The sequence below is a fragment of the uncultured Dietzia sp. genome, assembly GCF_937873725.1.
Classification (GTDB): Bacteria; Actinomycetota; Actinomycetes; order Mycobacteriales; family Mycobacteriaceae; genus Dietzia.
The window spans coordinates 17,644-36,343 of sequence record NZ_CALMYY010000123.1; the positions used below are offsets into that span (position 1 = coordinate 17,644).

General features: G+C 72.4%; 18 protein-coding genes and 1 pseudogene. 12 read left to right on the plus strand and 7 right to left on the minus strand.

Features of this window, described 5'->3' with window-relative positions; genetic code table 11:
• The first annotated feature begins 213 nt into the window (after window positions 1–213).
• On the plus strand, window positions 214–2,862 hold the full coding sequence (locus tag Q0444_RS13415; RefSeq protein WP_299023442.1) for an ATP-dependent Clp protease ATP-binding subunit: 2,649 nt from the start codon (window positions 214–216) through the stop codon (window positions 2,860–2,862).
• A 78-nt stretch (window positions 2,863–2,940) separates the two neighbouring features.
• Here Q0444_RS13415 and Q0444_RS13420 read toward each other — a convergent pair whose 3' ends face one another.
• Window positions 2,941–3,474 (minus strand): flavin reductase family protein, encoded by a 534-nt coding sequence (locus Q0444_RS13420; protein WP_291086051.1) that lies wholly within the window; start codon window positions 3,472–3,474, stop codon window positions 2,941–2,943.
• 72 nt (window positions 3,475–3,546) lie between these two features.
• Complete coding sequence (locus Q0444_RS13425; protein ID WP_291086191.1) at window positions 3,547–4,722, minus strand: ROK family protein; 1,176 nt, start codon at window positions 4,720–4,722, stop codon at window positions 3,547–3,549.
• Window positions 4,723–4,868: 146 nt separating this feature from the next.
• Here Q0444_RS13425 and Q0444_RS13430 point away from each other — a divergent pair, with 146 nt between their 5' ends.
• From Q0444_RS13430 to Q0444_RS13445, 4 genes are read left to right on the plus strand one after another with little or no spacing between them, the layout of a single operon-like run.
• On the plus strand, window positions 4,869–6,092 hold the full coding sequence (locus Q0444_RS13430) for an LLM class flavin-dependent oxidoreductase (RefSeq protein ID WP_299023443.1): 1,224 nt from the start codon (window positions 4,869–4,871) through the stop codon (window positions 6,090–6,092).
• A gap of 19 nt (window positions 6,093–6,111) precedes the next feature.
• Window positions 6,112–6,981 (plus strand): ABC transporter permease, encoded by an 870-nt coding sequence (locus Q0444_RS13435; protein ID WP_291086045.1) that lies wholly within the window; start codon window positions 6,112–6,114, stop codon window positions 6,979–6,981.
• A gap of 26 nt (window positions 6,982–7,007) precedes the next feature.
• A complete protein-coding gene (locus Q0444_RS13440) occupies window positions 7,008–7,742 on the plus strand; it encodes an ABC transporter ATP-binding protein (RefSeq protein WP_291086042.1) in 735 nt (244 codons plus the stop codon).
• A complete protein-coding gene (locus Q0444_RS13445) occupies window positions 7,739–8,779 on the plus strand; it encodes an ABC transporter substrate-binding protein (RefSeq protein ID WP_291086039.1) in 1,041 nt (346 codons plus the stop codon). The genes Q0444_RS13440 and Q0444_RS13445 overlap by 4 nt, the downstream gene beginning before the upstream one ends.
• Before the next feature lie 8 nt (window positions 8,780–8,787).
• On the opposite strand, the gene Q0444_RS13450 is transcribed toward Q0444_RS13445, so the two are convergent.
• On the minus strand, window positions 8,788–9,096 hold the full coding sequence (locus tag Q0444_RS13450; RefSeq protein WP_291086036.1) for an antibiotic biosynthesis monooxygenase: 309 nt from the start codon (window positions 9,094–9,096) through the stop codon (window positions 8,788–8,790).
• 10 nt (window positions 9,097–9,106) lie between these two features.
• A complete protein-coding gene (locus Q0444_RS13455; protein ID WP_299023444.1) occupies window positions 9,107–9,979 on the minus strand; it encodes an A/G-specific adenine glycosylase in 873 nt (290 codons plus the stop codon).
• A gap of 38 nt (window positions 9,980–10,017) precedes the next feature.
• Here Q0444_RS13455 and Q0444_RS13460 point away from each other — a divergent pair, with 38 nt between their 5' ends.
• Window positions 10,018–10,671 (plus strand): carbonic anhydrase, encoded by a 654-nt coding sequence (locus tag Q0444_RS13460; RefSeq protein ID WP_291086030.1) that lies wholly within the window; start codon window positions 10,018–10,020, stop codon window positions 10,669–10,671.
• Window positions 10,672–10,757: 86 nt separating this feature from the next.
• Window positions 10,758–11,408, plus strand: coding sequence for a hypothetical protein (locus Q0444_RS13465; protein WP_291086028.1), 651 nt, complete (start codon window positions 10,758–10,760; stop codon window positions 11,406–11,408).
• A gap of 24 nt (window positions 11,409–11,432) precedes the next feature.
• Here the strand turns inward: Q0444_RS13465 and disA are convergent, their stop codons facing one another.
• Window positions 11,433–12,485, minus strand: a complete 1,053-nt coding sequence (disA, locus tag Q0444_RS13470) for a DNA integrity scanning diadenylate cyclase DisA (RefSeq protein WP_291086188.1) — start codon at window positions 12,483–12,485, stop codon at window positions 11,433–11,435.
• 52 nt (window positions 12,486–12,537) lie between these two features.
• The gene (locus Q0444_RS13475; RefSeq protein ID WP_291086025.1) at window positions 12,538–13,101 is read right to left on the minus strand and encodes a hypothetical protein; all 564 of its coding nucleotides are present in this window, start codon (window positions 13,099–13,101) and stop codon (window positions 12,538–12,540) included.
• Between the two features lie 198 nt (window positions 13,102–13,299).
• Here Q0444_RS13475 and Q0444_RS13480 point away from each other — a divergent pair, with 198 nt between their 5' ends.
• The 5 genes and pseudogenes from Q0444_RS13480 (at window position 13,300) to rlmB (ending at window position 17,469) form a co-directional block, all read left to right on the plus strand.
• Window positions 13,300–13,797: a CarD family transcriptional regulator gene (locus tag Q0444_RS13480; RefSeq protein ID WP_291086022.1), complete on the plus strand. Its 498-nt coding sequence runs from the start codon at window positions 13,300–13,302 to the stop codon at window positions 13,795–13,797.
• A 13-nt stretch (window positions 13,798–13,810) separates the two neighbouring features.
• Window positions 13,811–14,518, plus strand: a pseudogene (gene ispD, locus Q0444_RS13485) (2-C-methyl-D-erythritol 4-phosphate cytidylyltransferase); the annotation flags it as partial.
• A gap of 57 nt (window positions 14,519–14,575) precedes the next feature.
• Complete coding sequence (ispF, locus tag Q0444_RS13490) at window positions 14,576–15,058, plus strand: 2-C-methyl-D-erythritol 2,4-cyclodiphosphate synthase (protein WP_291086185.1); 483 nt, start codon at window positions 14,576–14,578, stop codon at window positions 15,056–15,058.
• Window positions 15,059–15,086: 28 nt separating this feature from the next.
• Complete coding sequence (gene cysS, locus Q0444_RS13495; RefSeq protein WP_291086019.1) at window positions 15,087–16,499, plus strand: cysteine--tRNA ligase; 1,413 nt, start codon at window positions 15,087–15,089, stop codon at window positions 16,497–16,499.
• A gap of 1 nt (window position 16,500) precedes the next feature.
• Window positions 16,501–17,469, plus strand: coding sequence for a 23S rRNA (guanosine(2251)-2'-O)-methyltransferase RlmB (rlmB, locus tag Q0444_RS13500; protein WP_291086016.1), 969 nt, complete (start codon window positions 16,501–16,503; stop codon window positions 17,467–17,469).
• Between the two features lie 244 nt (window positions 17,470–17,713).
• On the opposite strand, the gene Q0444_RS13505 is transcribed toward rlmB, so the two are convergent.
• On the minus strand, window positions 17,714–18,655 hold the full coding sequence (locus Q0444_RS13505) for an aminoglycoside phosphotransferase family protein (RefSeq protein WP_291086013.1): 942 nt from the start codon (window positions 18,653–18,655) through the stop codon (window positions 17,714–17,716).
• Window positions 18,656–18,700 lie beyond the last annotated feature (45 nt).

Here is an 18,700-nt window from a genome sequence, read left to right on the forward strand (position 1 = left end):
CTCCCGCCGGTCGCCTGGGTCATGACAACGACCCTAGACGGCGGGTGGCCGGTGGTCCCGCGGCGGCGTTCGCTGACGGCGTACACGGATCGGCAATGGATCCCCGACCTGCCGCGTTGACCCATGGTGACGGGCCGACTGCCACTCCTGTGGCTCCGGACGTCAGACCGGGCCACTACAGTGGTGAAAACCCGAGGAATGTGAGGTAGCACGATGTTCGAACGGTTTACCGACCGCGCACGTCGCGTCGTCGTCCTGGCCCAGGAAGAGGCCCGGATGCTCAACCACAACTACATCGGCACCGAGCACATCCTGCTGGGTCTCATCCACGAGGGTGAGGGAGTGGCCGCCAAGGCCCTCGAGTCCCTCGGGATCTCGCTGGAAGCGGTGCGGAGCCAGGTCGAGGAGATCATCGGCCAGGGTCAGCAGGCGCCGAGCGGGCACATCCCGTTCACGCCGCGGGCCAAAAAGGTCTTGGAGCTGAGTCTGCGCGAGGCGTTGCAGCTCGGCCACAACTACATCGGCACCGAGCACATCCTGCTCGGCCTGATCCGTGAGGGCGAGGGCGTGGCCGCCCAGGTGCTCGTCAAGCTCGGAGCGGACCTCACCCGCGTCCGCCAGCAGGTCATCCAGCTGCTGTCGGGTTATCAGGGCAAGGAGGCCGAGGCCACGGGCGCGCCCGCCGGCACCGGTGGCCGCGAGTCCGGCACGCCGTCGTCGTCGACCGTCCTGGACCAGTTCGGGCGCAACCTCACGCAGGCCGCCATGGAGGGCAAGCTCGACCCGGTCGTGGGCCGCGCCAAGGAGGTCGAGCGCATCATGCAGGTGCTCTCGCGGCGCACCAAGAACAACCCGGTCCTCATCGGCGAGCCCGGCGTGGGCAAGACCGCCGTCGTGGAGGGCCTGGCGCAGGCCATCGTCAACAACGAGGTCCCCGAGACCCTGAAGGACAAGCAGGTCTACTCGCTGGACCTCGGTTCGCTCGTCGCCGGGTCCCGCTACCGCGGTGACTTCGAGGAGCGCCTGAAGAAGGTGCTCAAGGAGATCAACCAGCGCGGGGACATCATCCTGTTCATCGACGAGATCCACACGCTCGTCGGCGCGGGTGCCGCCGAGGGCGCGATCGACGCGGCGTCGATTCTCAAGCCCAAGTTGGCGCGCGGTGAGCTGCAGACCATCGGCGCCACCACGATCGAGGAGTACCGCAAGCACATCGAGAAGGACGCGGCGCTCGAGCGTCGTTTCCAGCCGGTGCAGGTCCCCGAGCCGAGCGTCGAGCTGTCGATCGAGATCCTCAAGGGTCTCCGCGACCGCTATGAGGCGCACCACCGCGTCACCATCACGGACGCCGCGCTGGTCGCGGCCGCGCAGCTGGCAGATCGGTACATCAACGACCGGTTCCTGCCGGACAAGGCCATCGACCTCATCGACGAGGCCGGCGCCCGCATGCGGATCAAGCGGATGACCGCCCCGCCGGACCTGCGCGAGTTCGACGAGAAGATCGCCGAGGCCCGGCGCGAGAAGGAGTCCGCGATCGACGCGCAGGACTTCGAGAAGGCGGCCGGTCTGCGCGACACGGAGAAGAAGCTCATCGCCGAGCGCTCCGAGCGGGAGAAGCAGTGGCGTGCGGGCGACATGGACGTCGCCGCCGTGGTGGACGAGGAGCAGATCGCCGAGGTCCTGGGCAACTGGACCGGCATCCCCGTCTTCAAGCTCACCGAGGAGGAGACCACCCGTCTTCTCCGCATGGAGGACGAGCTGCACAAGCGGATCATCGGCCAGGAGGACGCCATCAAGGCGGTCTCGCGTGCCATCCGCCGTACCCGCGCCGGTCTCAAGGACCCCAAGCGTCCCTCGGGCTCGTTCATCTTCGCCGGCCCGTCCGGTGTCGGTAAGACGGAGCTGTCCAAGGCGCTCGCGAACTTCCTGTTCGGCGAGGACGACGCGCTCATCCAGATCGACATGGGCGAGTTCCACGACCGCTTCACCGCCTCGCGGCTCTTCGGCGCGCCCCCCGGGTACGTCGGCTACGAGGAGGGTGGCCAGCTCACGGAGAAGGTGCGGCGCAAGCCGTTCTCGGTGGTCCTGTTCGACGAGATCGAGAAGGCCCACTCGGAGATCTACAACACCCTGCTCCAGGTGCTCGAGGACGGCCGCCTCACCGACGGTCAGGGCCGCATGGTGGACTTCAAGAACACCGTGCTGATCTTCACGTCCAACCTCGGGACCAGGGACATCTCCAAGGCGGTCGGGATGGGCTTCCAGTCCTCCGACAACACCGAGGACGCGTACGAGCGGATGAAGCAGAAGGTCAACGACGAGCTGAAGAAGCACTTCCGGCCGGAGTTCCTCAACCGCATCGACGAGATCGTGGTCTTCCACCAGCTCACCCGCGAGCAGATCGTCCAGATGGTCGATCTCATGGTGGGCAGGGTGCGGGTGGCGCTCAAGGCCAAGGACATGGACATCGAGGTCACGGATCGGGCCAAGAACCTCCTGGCCATGCGCGGGTTCGACCCCGTCCTGGGGGCGCGGCCGCTGCGTCGCACCATCCAGCGCGAGATCGAGGACACCCTGTCGGAGAAGATCCTCTTCGGCGAGGTCGCGGCCGGCGAGCTGGTGACCGTGGACGTCGAGGGCTGGGACGGCGAGGCCGAGCGCACCGAGGACGCCAAGTTCACCTTCTCCGGTTCCCCGCGCCCCGGCGCCGAGGTCCGCGAGGGCGAGGAGATCACCGCGAGCGTCGCGCCGACCGGCGAGCTCGGCCGGGGGGACTCGCTCCCGCCGAGCTCCGCCGGGTTCGGCGGCGGCTCGACCGGCGGTCCGTCGGGTAGCGGTGGGGCGGCCCCCGCCACCACCTGAGCCGGACCCTGCACGAGAAGACGGCCCCCGCCACGGCGGGGGCCGTCTTCTCGTGCGTGACGCGCCGAAAGCGGCCGGTCAGTCCGTGGAGGAGGGGGGCACCGCCCGCAGGCCTCCGTCGACGATCACGAGCGGGTCGCTCGGATGGTCGTCGAACCAGGCGTCGAGCAGGCGGGCGATCACCAGGACGTGGTCGCCGGCGGGGACCAGGCGGTCGATCGCCACCCGGAGGCGCGCCCGCCCGCCGTGGAGCAGCGGTTCCCCGGTCTCCGCCCGGGTCCACAGCGAGGTGTCGGCAAAGCGGAGGTGGGACGGTCCGGCGAAGCGCAGGGCGAGCGCCTCGTCCCCCTCGCCCAGCAGATGAATCACCGCGGTTCGCGCGTCGAGCACCGCGGCCAGGCTCGACGAGGAGATCCCCACGTTGAAGCTCACCAGCGCGGGTTCCGACGACAGGCTCGACGGCGACGACGCGGTGAAACCGACCGGGCCGTCGGGATCGTCGAGCGTGATGACGGTGACGCCGGCCGGGTGCAGACGCATCGCGCGACGGTGGACCTCGGCGGAGACGGAGGGCTGGGCTTCGGTGGTGGACACTGCGCGTAGTTCGGTCATGTGAGCAGTCTGTAAGTCGTCGTCACCGATGTCGATCCTTCCGCTCCCGGTGATCGGAAATGCCTCATGACCTCATGACACGGACGAGAGCCGGGTCGTGAGGGCGGCCACCGGGTCGGCGGAGATCGCGTCGAGCGCCACGGCCATGGCCGCGAACTGCTGGATCCGGCCACCGGCCGTCGAGACCCGGAGGTCGGGTGCCCCGCCCCCGAGACGGCTCTCCCGCGTGGCCCTGAGCAGCGGGGTCAGGTAGCGCGGGTGATCGGTGAACGCCTGGCCGCACAGCACGACGGAGTCGGGGCGGGTGATGGCGGAGATCAGGCCCACCAGGCGGCCCAGGGTCGTCGCGCGTTCCACGAGGATCGCGTCGGCCACCGGGTCGTGGCGGGCCCGGTCGGCGAGCTCGGGCACCGAGCCCACGGTGATGCCGCGGGTCGCCGCCGCACGGACCAGGCCGGAGTCGCCCACCACGTCGAGGAGTCCGGCACCCCGGTCGTCGAGATGGGTGGTCTCGCCCACGGGCAGGTGGGCGAGTTCGGCGGAGCCCGCCCGGGGGAGGTGGACGGAGCCGTCGATCACCAGGGCTGATCCGATGGACTCCCGTGCGTACACGACGAGCGTCGTGCCCCGATGGGTCTCGTGCCCGACCAGGAGTTCCGCCGCGGCCATCGCCTCGACGTGCGGTGCCACGGCGAACGGCACGCCGAGGCGGTCCGTGAAGAGGTCGGCGACGGGGACGTCCCGCCAGCCCAACAGATCGTGGTCGATCCTCCCGGGCCCGGTGATCCGGGCGGCGGTGGCGACCCCGCCCCAGACCAGCCGGCGATCCCGGTGGTCGTCGAGGAGCCGGAACGCGATCGCGGACAGCTCGTCGACGATCCGCTCCGGGTCGCACCCGGGGGTGGGGACGGCGTGCTCGGCGAGGATTCTGGCGCTGAGGTCGCAGATCGCGACCACGCTTCGGTGCAGTCCGATGTGGACGGCGACGGTCACCGGTCCGGCCGGATCGATCTCCACCGGGATGCTCGGCCGGCCGACGGACCCGTCGTGCATGAGTTCGGGCCGCTCCCGGATCACGCCCGTCGAGAGCAGGGCCGAGGTCGCGCGCCCGACGGTGGCCACCGAGAGGCCGGTGGTCGCCGCGACCTCGGGGCGGGAGACGGGCCCACGGAACCGGATCGCGCGCATGACCCTGGCCGAGCTCGCGGGGGAGAGGCGCAGTTCGGGTCGGGGTGTCCGGGGTGTCATGCGGGTGAGACTAGCACAGAGAATAGACCGATCTGTCTAGTTGGGTTAAGGGTTTCGTTCAGGATGGTGACAACGTTGGCCGCCGGGTGTCCGCCGACCCCACGATGGGTCGGTCCGTTGCCGTCCAGTCCGCCGAGGAGTCCTCAGTGACCACCGACCAGACACCCCAGTCCGCCGCTCCCCGCGGCCTGCGCTTCCACTGGTTCCTGCCCACCTACGGGGACTCGCGCAACCTCGTGGCCGGGGGACACGGCACCTTCATGTCCGGGGATCGGCCCGCGACGCTGCCCTACCTCCGGCAGATCGTGGCCGCCGCCGAGCACAACGGGTTCGAGTCGCTGCTCACCCCGACCGGCGCCTGGTGCGAGGACGCGCTGATCACCGCGGCCCTGCTCGCCGACGCCGGCGAGCGGATCAAGTTCCTCGTCGCGCTGCGTCCGGGGCTCATGAGCCCCACCCTCGCCGCGCAGATGGCCGCCACCTTCCAGTGGCAGTCCCACGGTCGGCTGGCGCTCAACGTGGTGACCGGCGGGGAATCCCGTGAGCAGCGTGCCTACGGCGACTTCCTCGACAAGGAGGGCCGCTACGCCCGCGCCGACGAATTCCTGGAGGTGGTGCGTGGACTGTGGACCTCGCCGGAGCCCCTGTCCTTCCACGGGGAGCACCTCGCCGTCGTGGACTCGGTCCTGGCCCGTCGGCCCGACCCGGTCCCGCCGATCTTCTTCGGCGGATCCTCCGCCGCGGGGATCAGGGTGGCCGCCCGCCACGCCGACACCTACCTCACCTGGGGGGAGCCGCCCGCGGCGGTGGCGGAGAAGCTCGATCGTGTCCGCGCGGCGGCCGCCGGGAACGGCCGCACCCTGGACTACGGCATCCGGCTCCACGTGATCGCCCGGGACACCTCCGAGCAGGCCTGGGCCGAAGCCGAGCGACTGCTGGCCGGCGTCGATCCCGCCGACGTCGAGCGCGTCCAGCGGTCGCTGGCCGCGAGCGAGTCGGAGGGGCAGCGGCGGATGCTCGACCTGCACGGCGGCCGGGCGGACTCGCTGGAGATCGCGCCCAACCTGTGGGCCGGCGTCGGGCTGGTCCGCGGCGGGGCGGGCACGGCACTCGTGGGATCGCACGAGGAGGTCGCCGACCGGATCGCGGAGTACGCGGACCTGGGGCTCACCCACTTCGTCCTGTCCGGATACCCGCACCTGGAGGAGGCGTTCACCTTCGGCGAGGGGGTCCTGCCCGTCCTCGCCCGCCGCGGACTCCGGACTCCGGGTGGGGCCCGGGAGGAGATCGTGTCCGTGCCGTTCGCGGGTCCCGCCGACACCGCATCAGCCGACACCCAGCCCAGGGAGCCCGCCTTCGTGGGCGGGTGAGAACTCCAGGAGACGCCTCATGACCATTGTTCTGGAATCCCCGGCTCAGACCGGCACGGATCCCGCGTCCACCACGTCCACTACGGAGACCGACGCCACCGCACCCGCGCCGGGCGAGGTGGGCCGACGCCGCAGCCGCCGCCGCGGCCGGACCGCCTGGCTGCGCTGGCTCAGTCCGATCGCGTTGCTCGTGCTGTGGCAGATCGCGGGCGCCACCGGGGTCCTGCCCGAACGGGTCCTTCCCGCCCCGCAGCTCATCGCCGGGTCCGCGCTGGAGCTCATCGAGTCCGGAGAGCTCGGCCGGGCGTTGGCCGTCTCGAGCATCCGGGTGGCCCAGGGGTTCGTCCTCGGCGCCGTCGCGGGGCTCGTCCTGGGCGTGGTCGTGGGCTCGTCGCGGATCGCCGACGCGCTCGTCGATCCGCCCCTGCAGATGATCCGCGCCCTGCCGCACCTGGGGCTGATCCCGCTGTTCATCCTGTGGTTCGGCATCGGTGAGACCCCCAAGGTCCTGCTCATCGCCCTGGGCGTGATCTTCCCGATCTACCTCAACACCGCCTCCGGCCTGCGGCAGGTCGACCCGAAGCTCCGCGACATGGCGACGGTGTTCGGGTTCGGCCGCCGCCAGCGGCTGACCGAGGTGATCCTGCCGTCGATCGCGCCGCAGGTCCTGGTGGGCGTCCGGCAGTCGCTCGCGATCGGCTGGCTCACGCTGATCGTGGCCGAGCAGCTCAACGCCACCAACGGGATCGGCTACCTCATCATGAACGCCCGCGACTACTTCCGGATCGACGTGATCCTCGTCGGCCTGATCGTCTACGCGCTCCTGGGGATCGCCACGGACGCCGTCGTCCGCCTCGCCGAGGCCCGGGCCCTGCGCCACTACCGCTGACCACCGAATCCCAGGAGGTACCGAGAATGACCACCACCCTCGCCCCCGCGGGCGCGCTGCGGGGAGTGACCCGTCGCTTCGGCGACACCACCGTCCTGCGCCGACTCGACCTGGAGATCCCCCGCGGGGAGATCACCGCGCTGCTCGGGCGCAGCGGCAGCGGGAAGTCCACGGCCCTGCGGATCCTCGCGGGCCTGGACCGGGACCACGACGAGGGGACCGTCCTCATCGACGGCGCTCCGGCGGTGGTGTTCCAGGATTCGCGGCTGCTGCCCTGGCGGACCGTCGCGGAGAACGTGCGGCACGGGCTGAACCGGGTCGACGTCGGCCGGGTCGAGAAGACCACCCGCGTGACCGGGATCCTCGCCGAGGTGGGCCTGGACGGCCGCGAGTCCGCGTACCCCGGGGAACTCTCCGGGGGCCAGGCCCAGCGGACCTCGCTCGCCCGGGCGCTCGTCGCCGAGCCCGCGCTGCTGCTCCTCGACGAGCCGTTCGGCGCGCTCGACGCGCTCACCCGGCGCGCCATGCACCGGCTGCTGCTGCGGCTGTGGGAGCACCACGGCTTCGGGGTCCTGCTGGTGACGCACGACGTGGACGAGGCGGTGGCCCTGGCCGACCGCGTGCTGGTCCTGGACCACGGCGTGGTCGCCCACACCGAGACCATCGACCGGCCCCGCGGCGGGGACCGGAGCCCCCACCACCACCGTTCCCTGCTCGACGCTCTGGGCGTCGACCACACAGATGAGGACTACGCGATATGACGACCACCACCCCGCGATCCACCACCGTCGCGGGGCTGTTCGCCCTGGCGCTCGTCGCCCTGCTCGTCGGGTCCGGCTGCGCCACCCGCGAGTCCAGGGTCGAGGCCCCCGTACCGGAGCGGGTCGATCCGGCGGGCCTGTCCGATCTCGTGCTGAAGGTGGGGGACCAGAAGGGCGGGACCCAGGCGATACTCACCGCGGCCGGCACGCTCGACGACCTGCCGTACAGGGTGGAGTTCTCCACCTTCACCTCCGGTCCGCCGCAGGTGGAGGCGCTCAACGCCGGGCAGATCGACGTCGCGGTGACGGGGAACACCCCGCCGGTCTTCGGCGCCGCCGCCGGCGCGCGGGTGTCGATCGTCTCCGCGTACGCCAACGGCGGGGAGGGCGACAGGATCCTCGTCGCCGGGGATTCCCCGGTCCGGTCGGTGGCCGACCTGGCCGGCCGGAAGGTGCTGGTGGCCAAGGGCACCTCGGCCCACGGGCACCTGCTGCTCCAGCTCCGCAGGGCCGGCGTCGACCCGGAGTCCGTCGAGCTGATATTCCTCCAGCCCGCCGAGGCCGGTTCCGCGTTCTCCCGCGGTGACGCGGACGCCTGGGCCATCTGGGACCCGTACACCGCCATCGCCGAGACCACCACCGACGTCCGGACCATCGCGACGGCGGCCGAGGCGTCCAACGGGTTCTGGTTCGGGCTCGCCTCGGACGACGCGCTCGCGGACGCCCGGCGGCAGACGGCGATCGCCGACTTCCTGGTCCGGCTCGCCGAGGCGGGGACCTGGACGGCGGAGCACCCCGCGGAGTGGGCGGCCTACTACGGCGAGGCCGTGGGACTGGCGCCCGCGGCGGCCGAGTTGTCCCAGAGCCGCAGCACCCGCCGGCCCGTCGCGCTCGCGGACACGATCGGGCCGGAGCAGGAACTCGCCGACGTCTTCACCGAGGACGGGCAGATCGACCCCGTGGACGTCGCGGCGCTGGTGGACGACCGCTACCAGGACGTGCTCGCGCCGGTGGTCGGCCCGGTTCCCGCGCGGTAGCGGGCGGGTCAGGCGGGGCGCGTGACGTCCAGCACCACGTCGAACTCCAGCATGGTGGCGCCCTCGGCGACGGGCTTGCCGTGCTGCCCGGCGTGGGCCGAGCGGGCGTCGCCGTCGCGCCAGGCGGCGAAGGACTCCTCGTCCTCCCAGGTGGTCACCACGAAATAGCGGGTCTCGCCCGCGGTGGGACGCAGGAGCTGGAACCCGAGGAACCCGGGGGAGTTCTCCACGGTGTGCGCGCGCTCGGCAAAGCGGCGCTCGAGCTCGGCGCCGGCCTGCGGCGGGACGGACAGGGCATTGATCTTCACGATGGCCATGGCGGTCAACCTACCCTCGGGGCAGCGAGTAGTCGCCCCCGTCCCGCACCACGAGTCCGTCGGTCAGCAGCGACTCCAGGGCCCGACCGCGCTGGGCGGCGTCGGGCCACACCGCGTCGAGTCGGCCGGGGGTGGCCGTGCCGTCGCCGTCGCGCAGGACGTCGAGCAGCAGCCCCCGGACCTGCCTGTCGGTGCCGGCGAACGCCTGGGCCCTGCGCCGCGGGCCGTCCCACTCGGGCTTCCCGGCGGCCACCCACGCGCACGTGGAGGCAAGGGGGCAGTCGTCGCAGCGCGGGACCCGCGCGGTGCACACCAGCGCGCCCAGCTCCATCACCGCCACGGAGAAGGCCACGGCCCGTCCGCGTTCGGCGGGCAGGAGAGCGGCGACCGTCTCGAGGTCGCGGCGGGTCGACGGCGGCCCGGCCTCGGCGGCGCCGTGCACCGCGCGCGCGACCACCCGCCGCACGTTGGTGTCCACCACGGGGACGCGTTGTCCGTATGCGAAGCAGGCCACGGCGCGCGCGGTGTAGTCGCCCACGCCGGGGAGGGAGAGGAGGGCGTCGACGTCGGTGGGTACCCGGCCGTCGTGCCGGTCGACGACGACGAGGGCGCACTCCTGCAGCCGGAGCGCGCGGCGGGGGTAGCCGAGCTTGCCCCACATGCGGATCACGTCGGCCGGGGCGGCCGCGGCGAGATCGGCGGGGCCGGGCCGGCGCTCGAGCCACGCCCGCCAGACCGGCTCCACCCGGGCGACCGGGGTCTGTTGGCTCATGACCTCGCAGAGCAGGATCTCCCAGGGGCCGACCTCGTCCCCGCGCCACGGCAGGGACCGGCCCGCCCGGTCGAACCAGGAGAGCAGAGCGGGTGTGTCGACGGAGGTCACCTTGGGGCCGCCGGGGTGGGGTGTGCACAATATGAGCCATGCCTCATACCAACCCCATCAGTGCGTGGACCTCGCTCCGGGACGGGAACCATCGATTCGTCGGTGGCGAGATGCGTCATCCGAGCCAGAATACCGAGCGTCGGGCGCAGCTCGTCGCCGCGCAGCACCCCAAGGCCGTCCTCTTCGGGTGTTCGGACTCGCGAGTGGCGGCCGAGATCATCTTCGACCAGGGGCTCGGCGACCTCTTCGTCATCCGCACCGCCGGCCACATCATCGACACGGCCGTGCTCGGGTCGATCGAGTACGCGGTCCACGTGCTGGACACGCCGCTCATCGTGGTGCTCGGTCACGACAGCTGCGGCGCGGTCAAGGCCACCGTCGACGCGTTGAACACCGGCGAGATCCCGCCGGGGTTCCTGCGCGACGTGGTGGAGAAGGTGTCGCCGTCGATCCTCAACGGCCGACGCGAGGGACTCAGCAGCATCGACGACTACGAGGCGCGCCACGTGCTGGAGACCGGCGAGCTGCTGGAGCAGCGGTCCAAGATCATCAGCGAGCGGATCGAGGACGGCCGGCTGGCCATCGTCGGGGTGACGTACAAGCTCTCGGACGGGCACGCGTACCTGCGCAGCGTGGTGGGCGACGTCCACGACACCCCGCACGGCCCGGGCGAGGAGATGGTCGCCGTCTAGCGTCCGCGCACGGGAAGGGGGCCTGGTCGGGGGACACGCCGCGAGGGGGCCCCGACCCGGCGCGGCCCCGGCCCTAGAGTGGCCCCGTGCACGAACCCAAGGGCTCCCTACCTCGCGAAGTCTATGTGCGTCGCCGCGTCGCCGCCGTGGCGATCGCGGCCGTCGCCGCTGTGGCCGTGGTGCTGGCACTGTTCCTGGCCTCGAGGGACACCGGCACCGACACCCAGGAGACGGCGGGGGGCGGCGACGTCGACTCGTCCGCGGCCGCCGGGACCTCGGAGACCACCACCGACCGGACCTCCGCCCCCGAGGACGGCGGGGCCTCGCGGGGCCGGTGCGCGGACGGGGACCTGAGCCTGTCGGTCTGGTCGGCCGAACCCAACGTGCCCGTGGGCGAGGACGTCCGCATCTACGCCAACATCCTCAACAACTCGGACACGACCTGCGACAGGGACCTGGCGGAGGCGCCGCTGTCCTTCGAGGTCTACCGCCTCGACACCAACGTCAAGGTGTGGTCGAGCATCGACTGCACCACCCCCCGGGACCAGGACGAGGTCGAGTTGCGCCCCGGCGTGCCGGAGCCCCGCCAGATCGACTGGACCGGCCGCCGCTCCGCCGAGGGCGCGTGTGCCGAGGCGGATCGCACGCCGGTCGAGGTGGGCGCCTACCAGGTGTACGCGCTGGTCGGGAACGTCTTCAGCCCGGCCGCGACCTTCAACGTGATCGAGCGCCCCTGATCGGTCCCGCCCGGCCCGGTCCGGCTAGCCCGACCCGAGGCTGGTGAGCCACTGGCGCACGTGTCGCGCCCACAGGGATCCCACGCCCTCCACGTCCGCGAAGTCGGTCTGCTCCGCGGCCAGCAGCGCCGGGACCGAGCCGAACCGCTCGACCAGCGCGGTGATCTGCACCGGCCTGAGCCTGGGGATGTGCGCGAGCATGCGGTACCCGCGCGAGGTGACGTGCTCGTCGAGGTCCTCGGGCTCCGCGGGCAGGCCCAGGCAGCGCGCGACCGGGCCGGGGAGCAGCAGGTCGGCGTCGGTCAGCGCGGCCAGGCGCTCGAGCCCGAGGGCCACCTGGTCGGAGGTGGGAACCCCGGCGGTGTCCGAGGGGTCCAGGGCCAGGTGGTCGGCGACGAGGCCCCACAGCTCGTCCGGGGTGTCCGCCAGCAGCTCCTCGAGCTGGAGAGTGGTCTGCCGTCCGTACTCGCCCATCTCCACGGTCAGCTCGGTGAGCTCGGTTCCCATCCGCCCGAGCCGGACCAGCCGCTGGGCCATGGTCACCACGTCACGGACGGAGGCGTAGCCGCCGATCTCCGCGCGGTCGAGTCGGGCGCGGGCGCGGGCGGTGCGGGCACCGTGGCGCTCCATGGTCGCGACGGTCTGGTCGGCGCGGGCCAGCAACACGACCGGGTCGGCGAGGACGCGGGCCTGTCCGCCCGCGTAGACGGTGACGGTGGTCATGGAGGCGGAGACCGCGATCGCCGGGACCCCGGTGTGCAGGGCCGTTCTTTCGGCCGCGCGGTGCCGAGTCCCGGTCTCCACCGCGGGCAGGGTGGGATCGGGCACCAGGTGGACGTTGGCGTGGGTGATGCGTCGACCGTCCGTGGACAGGACCACGGCGCCGTCCATCTTGCTCAGTTCGCGGAGCCGGGCGGGGGTGAACTCGACGTCCAGTGCCACGCCGCCGTCGCAGATGGCCTGGACGGACGGATCGTCCCCGAGCACGACGAGGCCGCCCGTCCCGCTGCGGCGGATACGGTCCAGTGCGTCACGGAGCGGCGTGCCCGGGGCGAGTCGTCTGAGGACGGCGCGCAGGGCGGCGTCGACGGGTGATCCGTCAGCCGCGCGGGCGGAGAGGGCGGACGTCTCAGTGTCCCTCGGCGTGGGTCTCGACCGGACGGGTGTACTCGTCGCTGGCCGGGACCTCGGCGATCACACCGGCTCGGGCCTCGATCCGGTCGCCGTTGGAGAAGGTCAGGGTGGCGGGGAGCGAGTTGCCCACGTTGAGATCGTCGCCGGCGGGCAGGGTGGCGGTGGTCCGCTCGACGCAGATGTCGTCCGTGCGGGGCACCGGGGTCGCGTCCGCGGCCGCGGACACGATCAGGGAGCACCCGCGCTGGAGCGGCTCGGACTGGCCGACCCGGGCCTCGACCCCGCCGATCTCGACCCGGTCGAGCGAGACGGAGTCGCCGAGGCCGGAGCCGGTGAAGGAGGCCGCGAAGCCCAGCCGGGCCTCGCCCGACTCGGGGACGACCACCACGAGGTCGTTGACCGTGAGATCCCCCGCGGTGCCGCGTCCGCCGTCCACCGCGGCGACCTGGCCGGCCGTCTGGGAGACCTGGCCGGCACTGCACGCCGACGCGCCGAGGGCGGCGCCCACGGCCAGGACTACGAGCGCGGTGCGGCGCAGGCCGGTGTTGGGTGAAGTCACGTCAGGCTCCTCGTGGGGATGGTCGTTCTCAGGCCGGTCTCATCGTAGTCCACCGCCGGTCCTGACCGGCGCCGGAGTGGACTCCTGACTCCCCCCGGATTTCCCGCCCCGGCCTCGCAGGTTGCTGACCTGCGCAAACAGAAAACCGCTGGGCTGAGGGCGTGCTAAGATGGCGCAGTCGAAAGGGGAAAGCCACTCATGGAGTTCAAGGTCGGCGACACTGTCGTCTACCCGCATCACGGCGCCGCGCAAATCCAGGCGATCGAAATGCGGACGGTCAAGGGCACCGAGAAGGAATACCTCGTCCTCAAGGTTTCACAGGGCGATCTCACGGTCCGGGTCCCGGCCGAGAACGCCGAGTACGTGGGCGTTCGCGACGTGGTCGACGAGGCGGGGCTCGACAAGGTCTTCGAGGTCCTGCGCACCGAGCACGCGGAGGAGCCCACCAACTGGTCCCGCCGGTACAAGGCGAACGGCGAGAAGTTGGCGTCGGGCGACGTGAACAAGGTCGCGGAGGTCGTCCGCGACCTCTGGCGGCGCGATCTCGACCGCGGCCTGTCCGCCGGCGAGAAGCGCATGCTCGCCAAGGCCCGCCAGGTCCTGGTGGGCGAGCTCGCCCTGGCCGACCGGGCGGACGAGCACCGCGCGGACGACCTCCTCGAGCAGGTCCTGGCCTCCGCGGCCGCACCGGCCTGACGCGATTCGCCGAGTGACGCAGCACGACGTCAGTGGCCACCCAGCCCCACCGGGCAGGGTGGCCGCCGTCGTTCCCGCGGCGGGGTCGGGGGTCCGGTTGGGCGCGGGCATCCCCAAGGCCTTCGTCGAGGTGGACGGCCGCACCATGCTCGAGCGGGCCGTCGCCGGTCTGCTGGACTCCGGGGTCGTGGACGACGTCGTGGCGGTGGTCCCCGACGACCGCGTCCCGGAGGCGGAGCGGGTGCTGGCCCCGTTGCGGTCGGGGGACCACCTCGTCGTCGTCACCACGGGCGGGGCGGAACGCACCGACTCGGTCCGCAACGGGCTCGCGGCGCTGGCCGCGACCCGCGGGGGATCGGACGCGGCGGTCTACGACGTGCTCCTGGTGCACGACGCGGCGCGGTGCCTCACCCCGGCCGCTCCGATCCGGCGCGTGGTCGGGGCCGTCCGGTCGGGCGAGCCCGCGGTGGTTCCCGTGCTCCCCGTGGTCGACACCGTCAAGGAGGTCGACCCCGCCGGGCACGTGGTGGGCACGCCGGATCGCGCGGCGCTGCGGGCCGTCCAGACGCCGCAGGGTTTCGCGCCCGCCGTGCTCCTGGCCGCCTACGACGCGGCCGGGGACGTGGCCACCGACGACGCCGGGCTGGTCGAGCGGCTCGGGCGGCGGGTCGCGACGGTCGACGGGCACCCGCTGGCGTTCAAGATCACCACGGCCGCGGACCACGACCGCGCGCTGACCGAGCTGGCGACCGACCCGTCGACCGACCCAGGAGGATCCGTGACCGGACCAGTCGTCCCCCGCGTGGGCATCGGCACCGACGCCCACCAGGTGCAACCCGGGAAGCGGTGCATGATGGCGGGCCTGCACTTCCCGGACGACCACGGCTGCGAGGGGCACTCCGACGGGGACGTGGTGGCCCACTCGCTGGTCGACGCGCTCCTGTCCGCGGCGGGTCTCGGCGACCTCGGGTCGCTGGTCGGCACGGGCCGCAGCGAGTACGACGACGTCTCGGGGGAGCGCCTGCTCCGCGAGGCCGTGGCCGAACTCGCCGCCCACGGGTGGGCGGTCGGCAATGCCGCCGTGCAGATGGTGGGCAACCGCCCCAAGATGGGGCCTCGTCGGGCCGAGGCCGAGCGGACGCTGTCCGAGATCCTCGGGGCCCCGGTCTCCGTCTCGGCCACCACGACCGACGGCATGGGCTTCACCGGCCGCGGCGAAGGGGTCTCCGCGGTGGCGACGGCCCTGGTGTACCGGGCCTGACCGGCCGGTACCGGTAGACTCGGCATCCGTGACGCTCCATCTGTACGACACCGCCACCCGCTCCCTCCGGGAGTTCAGCCCTGTCCGGGAGGGGCACGCGTCCGTCTACCTGTGCGGGGCCACCCCGCAGTCGGTCCCGCACATCGGGCACGTCCGCTCCGGCGTCGCCTTTGACGTCCTGCGCCGCTGGCTGCTCGGACGCGGCTACGACGTGGCGTTCGTGCGCAACGTCACCGACATCGACGACAAGATCCTCACCAAGGCCGCCGAGAACGGGCGGCCGTGGTGGGAGTGGGTCGCCACCCACGAGCGCGAGTTCACCCGGGCCTACGACGCCCTCGGCGTGCTGCCGCCGTCCACCGAACCGCGGGCGACCGGACACGTCACCCAGATGATCGACTACATGGAGCGGCTCATCGAGCGCGGCTTCGCCTACCCCGCCGAGGGCAGCGTGTACTTCGACGTGGCGGCGTGGTCCGCGGCGCCCGAGGGCGACTACGGTCACCTGTCCGGCCACCGGCTGGACGAGGTGGACCAGGGGGAGGGCGTGGACCTGCGCGGCAAGCGCGATCCGCGCGACTTCGCCCTGTGGAAGGCCGCCAAGCCCGGCGAGCCGAGCTGGCCCACGCCGTGGGGCGACGGCCGGCCCGGCTGGCACCTCGAGTGCTCGGCCATGGCCACCTGGTATCTCGGCGGGACGTTCGACATCCACGGGGGCGGACTGGACCTGCAGTTCCCGCACCATGAGAACGAGGCGGCGCAGTCCCACGCCGCCGGCGACCGCTTCGCCAGATACTGGCTCCACAACGGCTGGGTCACCATGGCCGGCGAGAAGATGAGCAAATCGCTGGGCAACGTGCTCAGCGTTCCCAACATCCTCACCTCCGTCCGGCCGGTCGAGCTGCGCTACTACCTCGGCAGCGCCCACTACCGGTCGATGCTGGAGTACTCGCCGGAAGCGCTGCAGGAGGCCGCCGCCGGGTACCGGCGGATCGAGGCGTTCGTGCGGCGGGTGGGCGAGGCGGGTGCGGAGGTGCCGGTGGGGACGTGGACCCCCGGCTTCGCCGCCGCGATGGACGACGACCTCGGGGTCCCCGCCGCCCTGGCGGAGATCCACGGCTCGGTGCGCGCGGGCAACACCGCCCTGGCGTCCGGGGACCTCGAGGCGGCGCTCGCCGCCGCGTCGGCCGTCCGGGCGATGGCCGCGGTGCTGGGCGTGGACCCGCTCGACCCCCACTGGGCCACCGGCGGCGGGGACGACGCCGCGATGACCGCGCTCGACCTGCTCGTGCGCGCAGAACTCGAGGCGCGCGACACCGCGCGCTCGACCAAGGACTTCGCCACCTCAGATGCCATCCGGGACCGCCTGGTCGCCGCCGGCATCGAGGTGGCCGATACCGCGGACGGCCAGAAGTGGTCGCTCGCCAACCGGAAGGACTGACATGGCGGGCAATTCGAGCCGACGCGGGGCGATCCGCAAATCCGGCACCAAGAAGGGCCAGGTCGTCGGGTCCGGCGGCCAGCGACGGCGGGGACTCGAGGCGCGCGGTGCCACCCCCAAGGCGGAGGACCGGACCTACCATTCGGCCCACCGCAAGGCCAAGGCCGCCTCGCGCAAGGCGGAGACCACGCAGCAGCGCCGCCGCTACGCGGAGAAGCAGGCCGACGGGCCCGAGTACGTGGTGGGCCGCAACCCGGTGGTGGAATGCCTCCGGGCCGGCGTGCCGGCGACCGCGCTGTACGTGGCGATCGGGTCGGAGGCCGACGAGCGGCTGACCGAGGCCGTCCACCTGGCCGCGGACAAGGGGATCTCGATCCTCGAGGTGCCGCGCACCGATCTCGACCGCATGGTCTCGAACGGCATGCACCAGGGGATCGGGCTCCAGGTGCCGCCGTACCAGTACACGGACCCCAAGGACCTGCTCGACATGGCCATGGGGTCGTCGCGGCCCGCGCTGCTCGTGGCCCTGGACAACATCACGGACACCCGCAACCTCGGGGCGGTGATCCGGTCGACCGCCGCGTTCGGCGGACACGGCGTCCTCATCCCCGAGCGCCGCAGCGCGTCCATCACGGCGGTGGCGTGGCGGGCCTCCGCCGGTGCCGCCGCGCGGCTGCCGGTGGCCCGGGCCACCAATCTCAACCGCACGCTGCTCGACTGGGCCAAGGCCGGGGTGCAGCTCGTGGGCCTCGACGCCGACGGGGACACCACCCTGGACCACTACGACGGCACCGGCCCCACGGTCGTGGTGGTGGGCTCCGAGGGCAAGGGGCTGTCCCGGCTGGTGCGCGAGAATTGCGACACGATCCTGTCGATCCCGATCTCCGGCGGCGTGGAGAGTCTCAACGCCTCCGTCGCGGCCGGTGTGGTGCTCTCGGAGTTCTCGCGCCAGCGGCGGGCCCTCGGTTAGCCGTCGGCCGCGCCCGGCCCCCTCCTCCCGACTTGCGCTGCCCCTATGACCGGACTTGCGCTGCCCCCTTGCCGGACTTGCGCTGCCCCTTTGACCCGCGCTGCGGGTGTGCACGGATTCCGTGGGGTGGCGCTGGCGGGCTGGTCCCAAGAGCCAGCGCAAGCCGAAGAGCCAGCGCAAGCCGAAGAGCCAGCGCAAGCCCCGAAGGGCCAGCGCACGCCGGCGGGCCGGGGGAGGCCCGGGCTCAGGCCCGCGGGCGGCGGGCCGACCGGCAGCGGTCGAACGTCGCCCGCGCGTGGTCCCACGTCTCCTCGCCGTAGTACAGGTGCCCGGTGATCGCGTAGAGGCCGGCGAACCGCTGGTAGGTCCACGCCCGGTCGAGGAAGGTCGGGTCGATCCTGCCGACGTAGTGCGCGAGGACCCGGTCGACGAACCGGGGCCCGTACTCGTACAGTTCGGCGAAGTCGACGGCCGGGTCGCCGAGGCACATGTCGGTGAAGTCGATGAGCCCCAACCTCCCCGGGCCCGCGCCCGGCGAGTGGTCCCAGTGCAGGTGGCGGGTGTGGACGTCGTTGTGCAGGAACACCCGCGGGAGCAGGGTGGACTGGAGCGCCGCGACCTCGTCGCAGATCCCGCGCGCCGCGCGCATCTCGTCGTCGGAGAACCGCGCCGGGAGGTCGTTCTCGACGATCCCGCGCACGAAGTCCAGGTTCTCGGGTTGATAGGAGTGCGGAACCCGATCCAGTGGCGGCGAGGAGGTGTCCATGACGTGCAGCGCCGCCAGCAGCGCGCCGAGTTGCGCGGCCACGGTCGTCGTCTCCGTCGGTGACAGGCCGCGGAGCAACTCGGGGGTGAGTCGGTCCCCGCGGACCAGGGGGTAACCGGCGAACCCCGCGCCGTCGGGCACGTGGGTGTACCGCGGGACCGACGCCGCCACCCGGTCGGCCACGTGGTCCAGGACCGCGATCTCCGCGGGGAGCTGCGCCAGCGCCTGCTCGTCGGTGGGGAAGCGGAACACCAGGTCGGGGTGGCCGAGCGCGTCGGCGCCGCCGCACCCGTGGCACATCAGCACCACGTGGTCCCAGCCCTCGTCGATGCGATGCGCCGACTCCCAGGTCAGTGTCGGGAACGCGGCGCGGATCGCCCCGGCTTCGGGTCCGGCGGGGTCATCGCGGTCGGTGGGCACGCCTCAGACGGTAGTCATGCGCGTCCGCCCACGGGTATCCGGCCG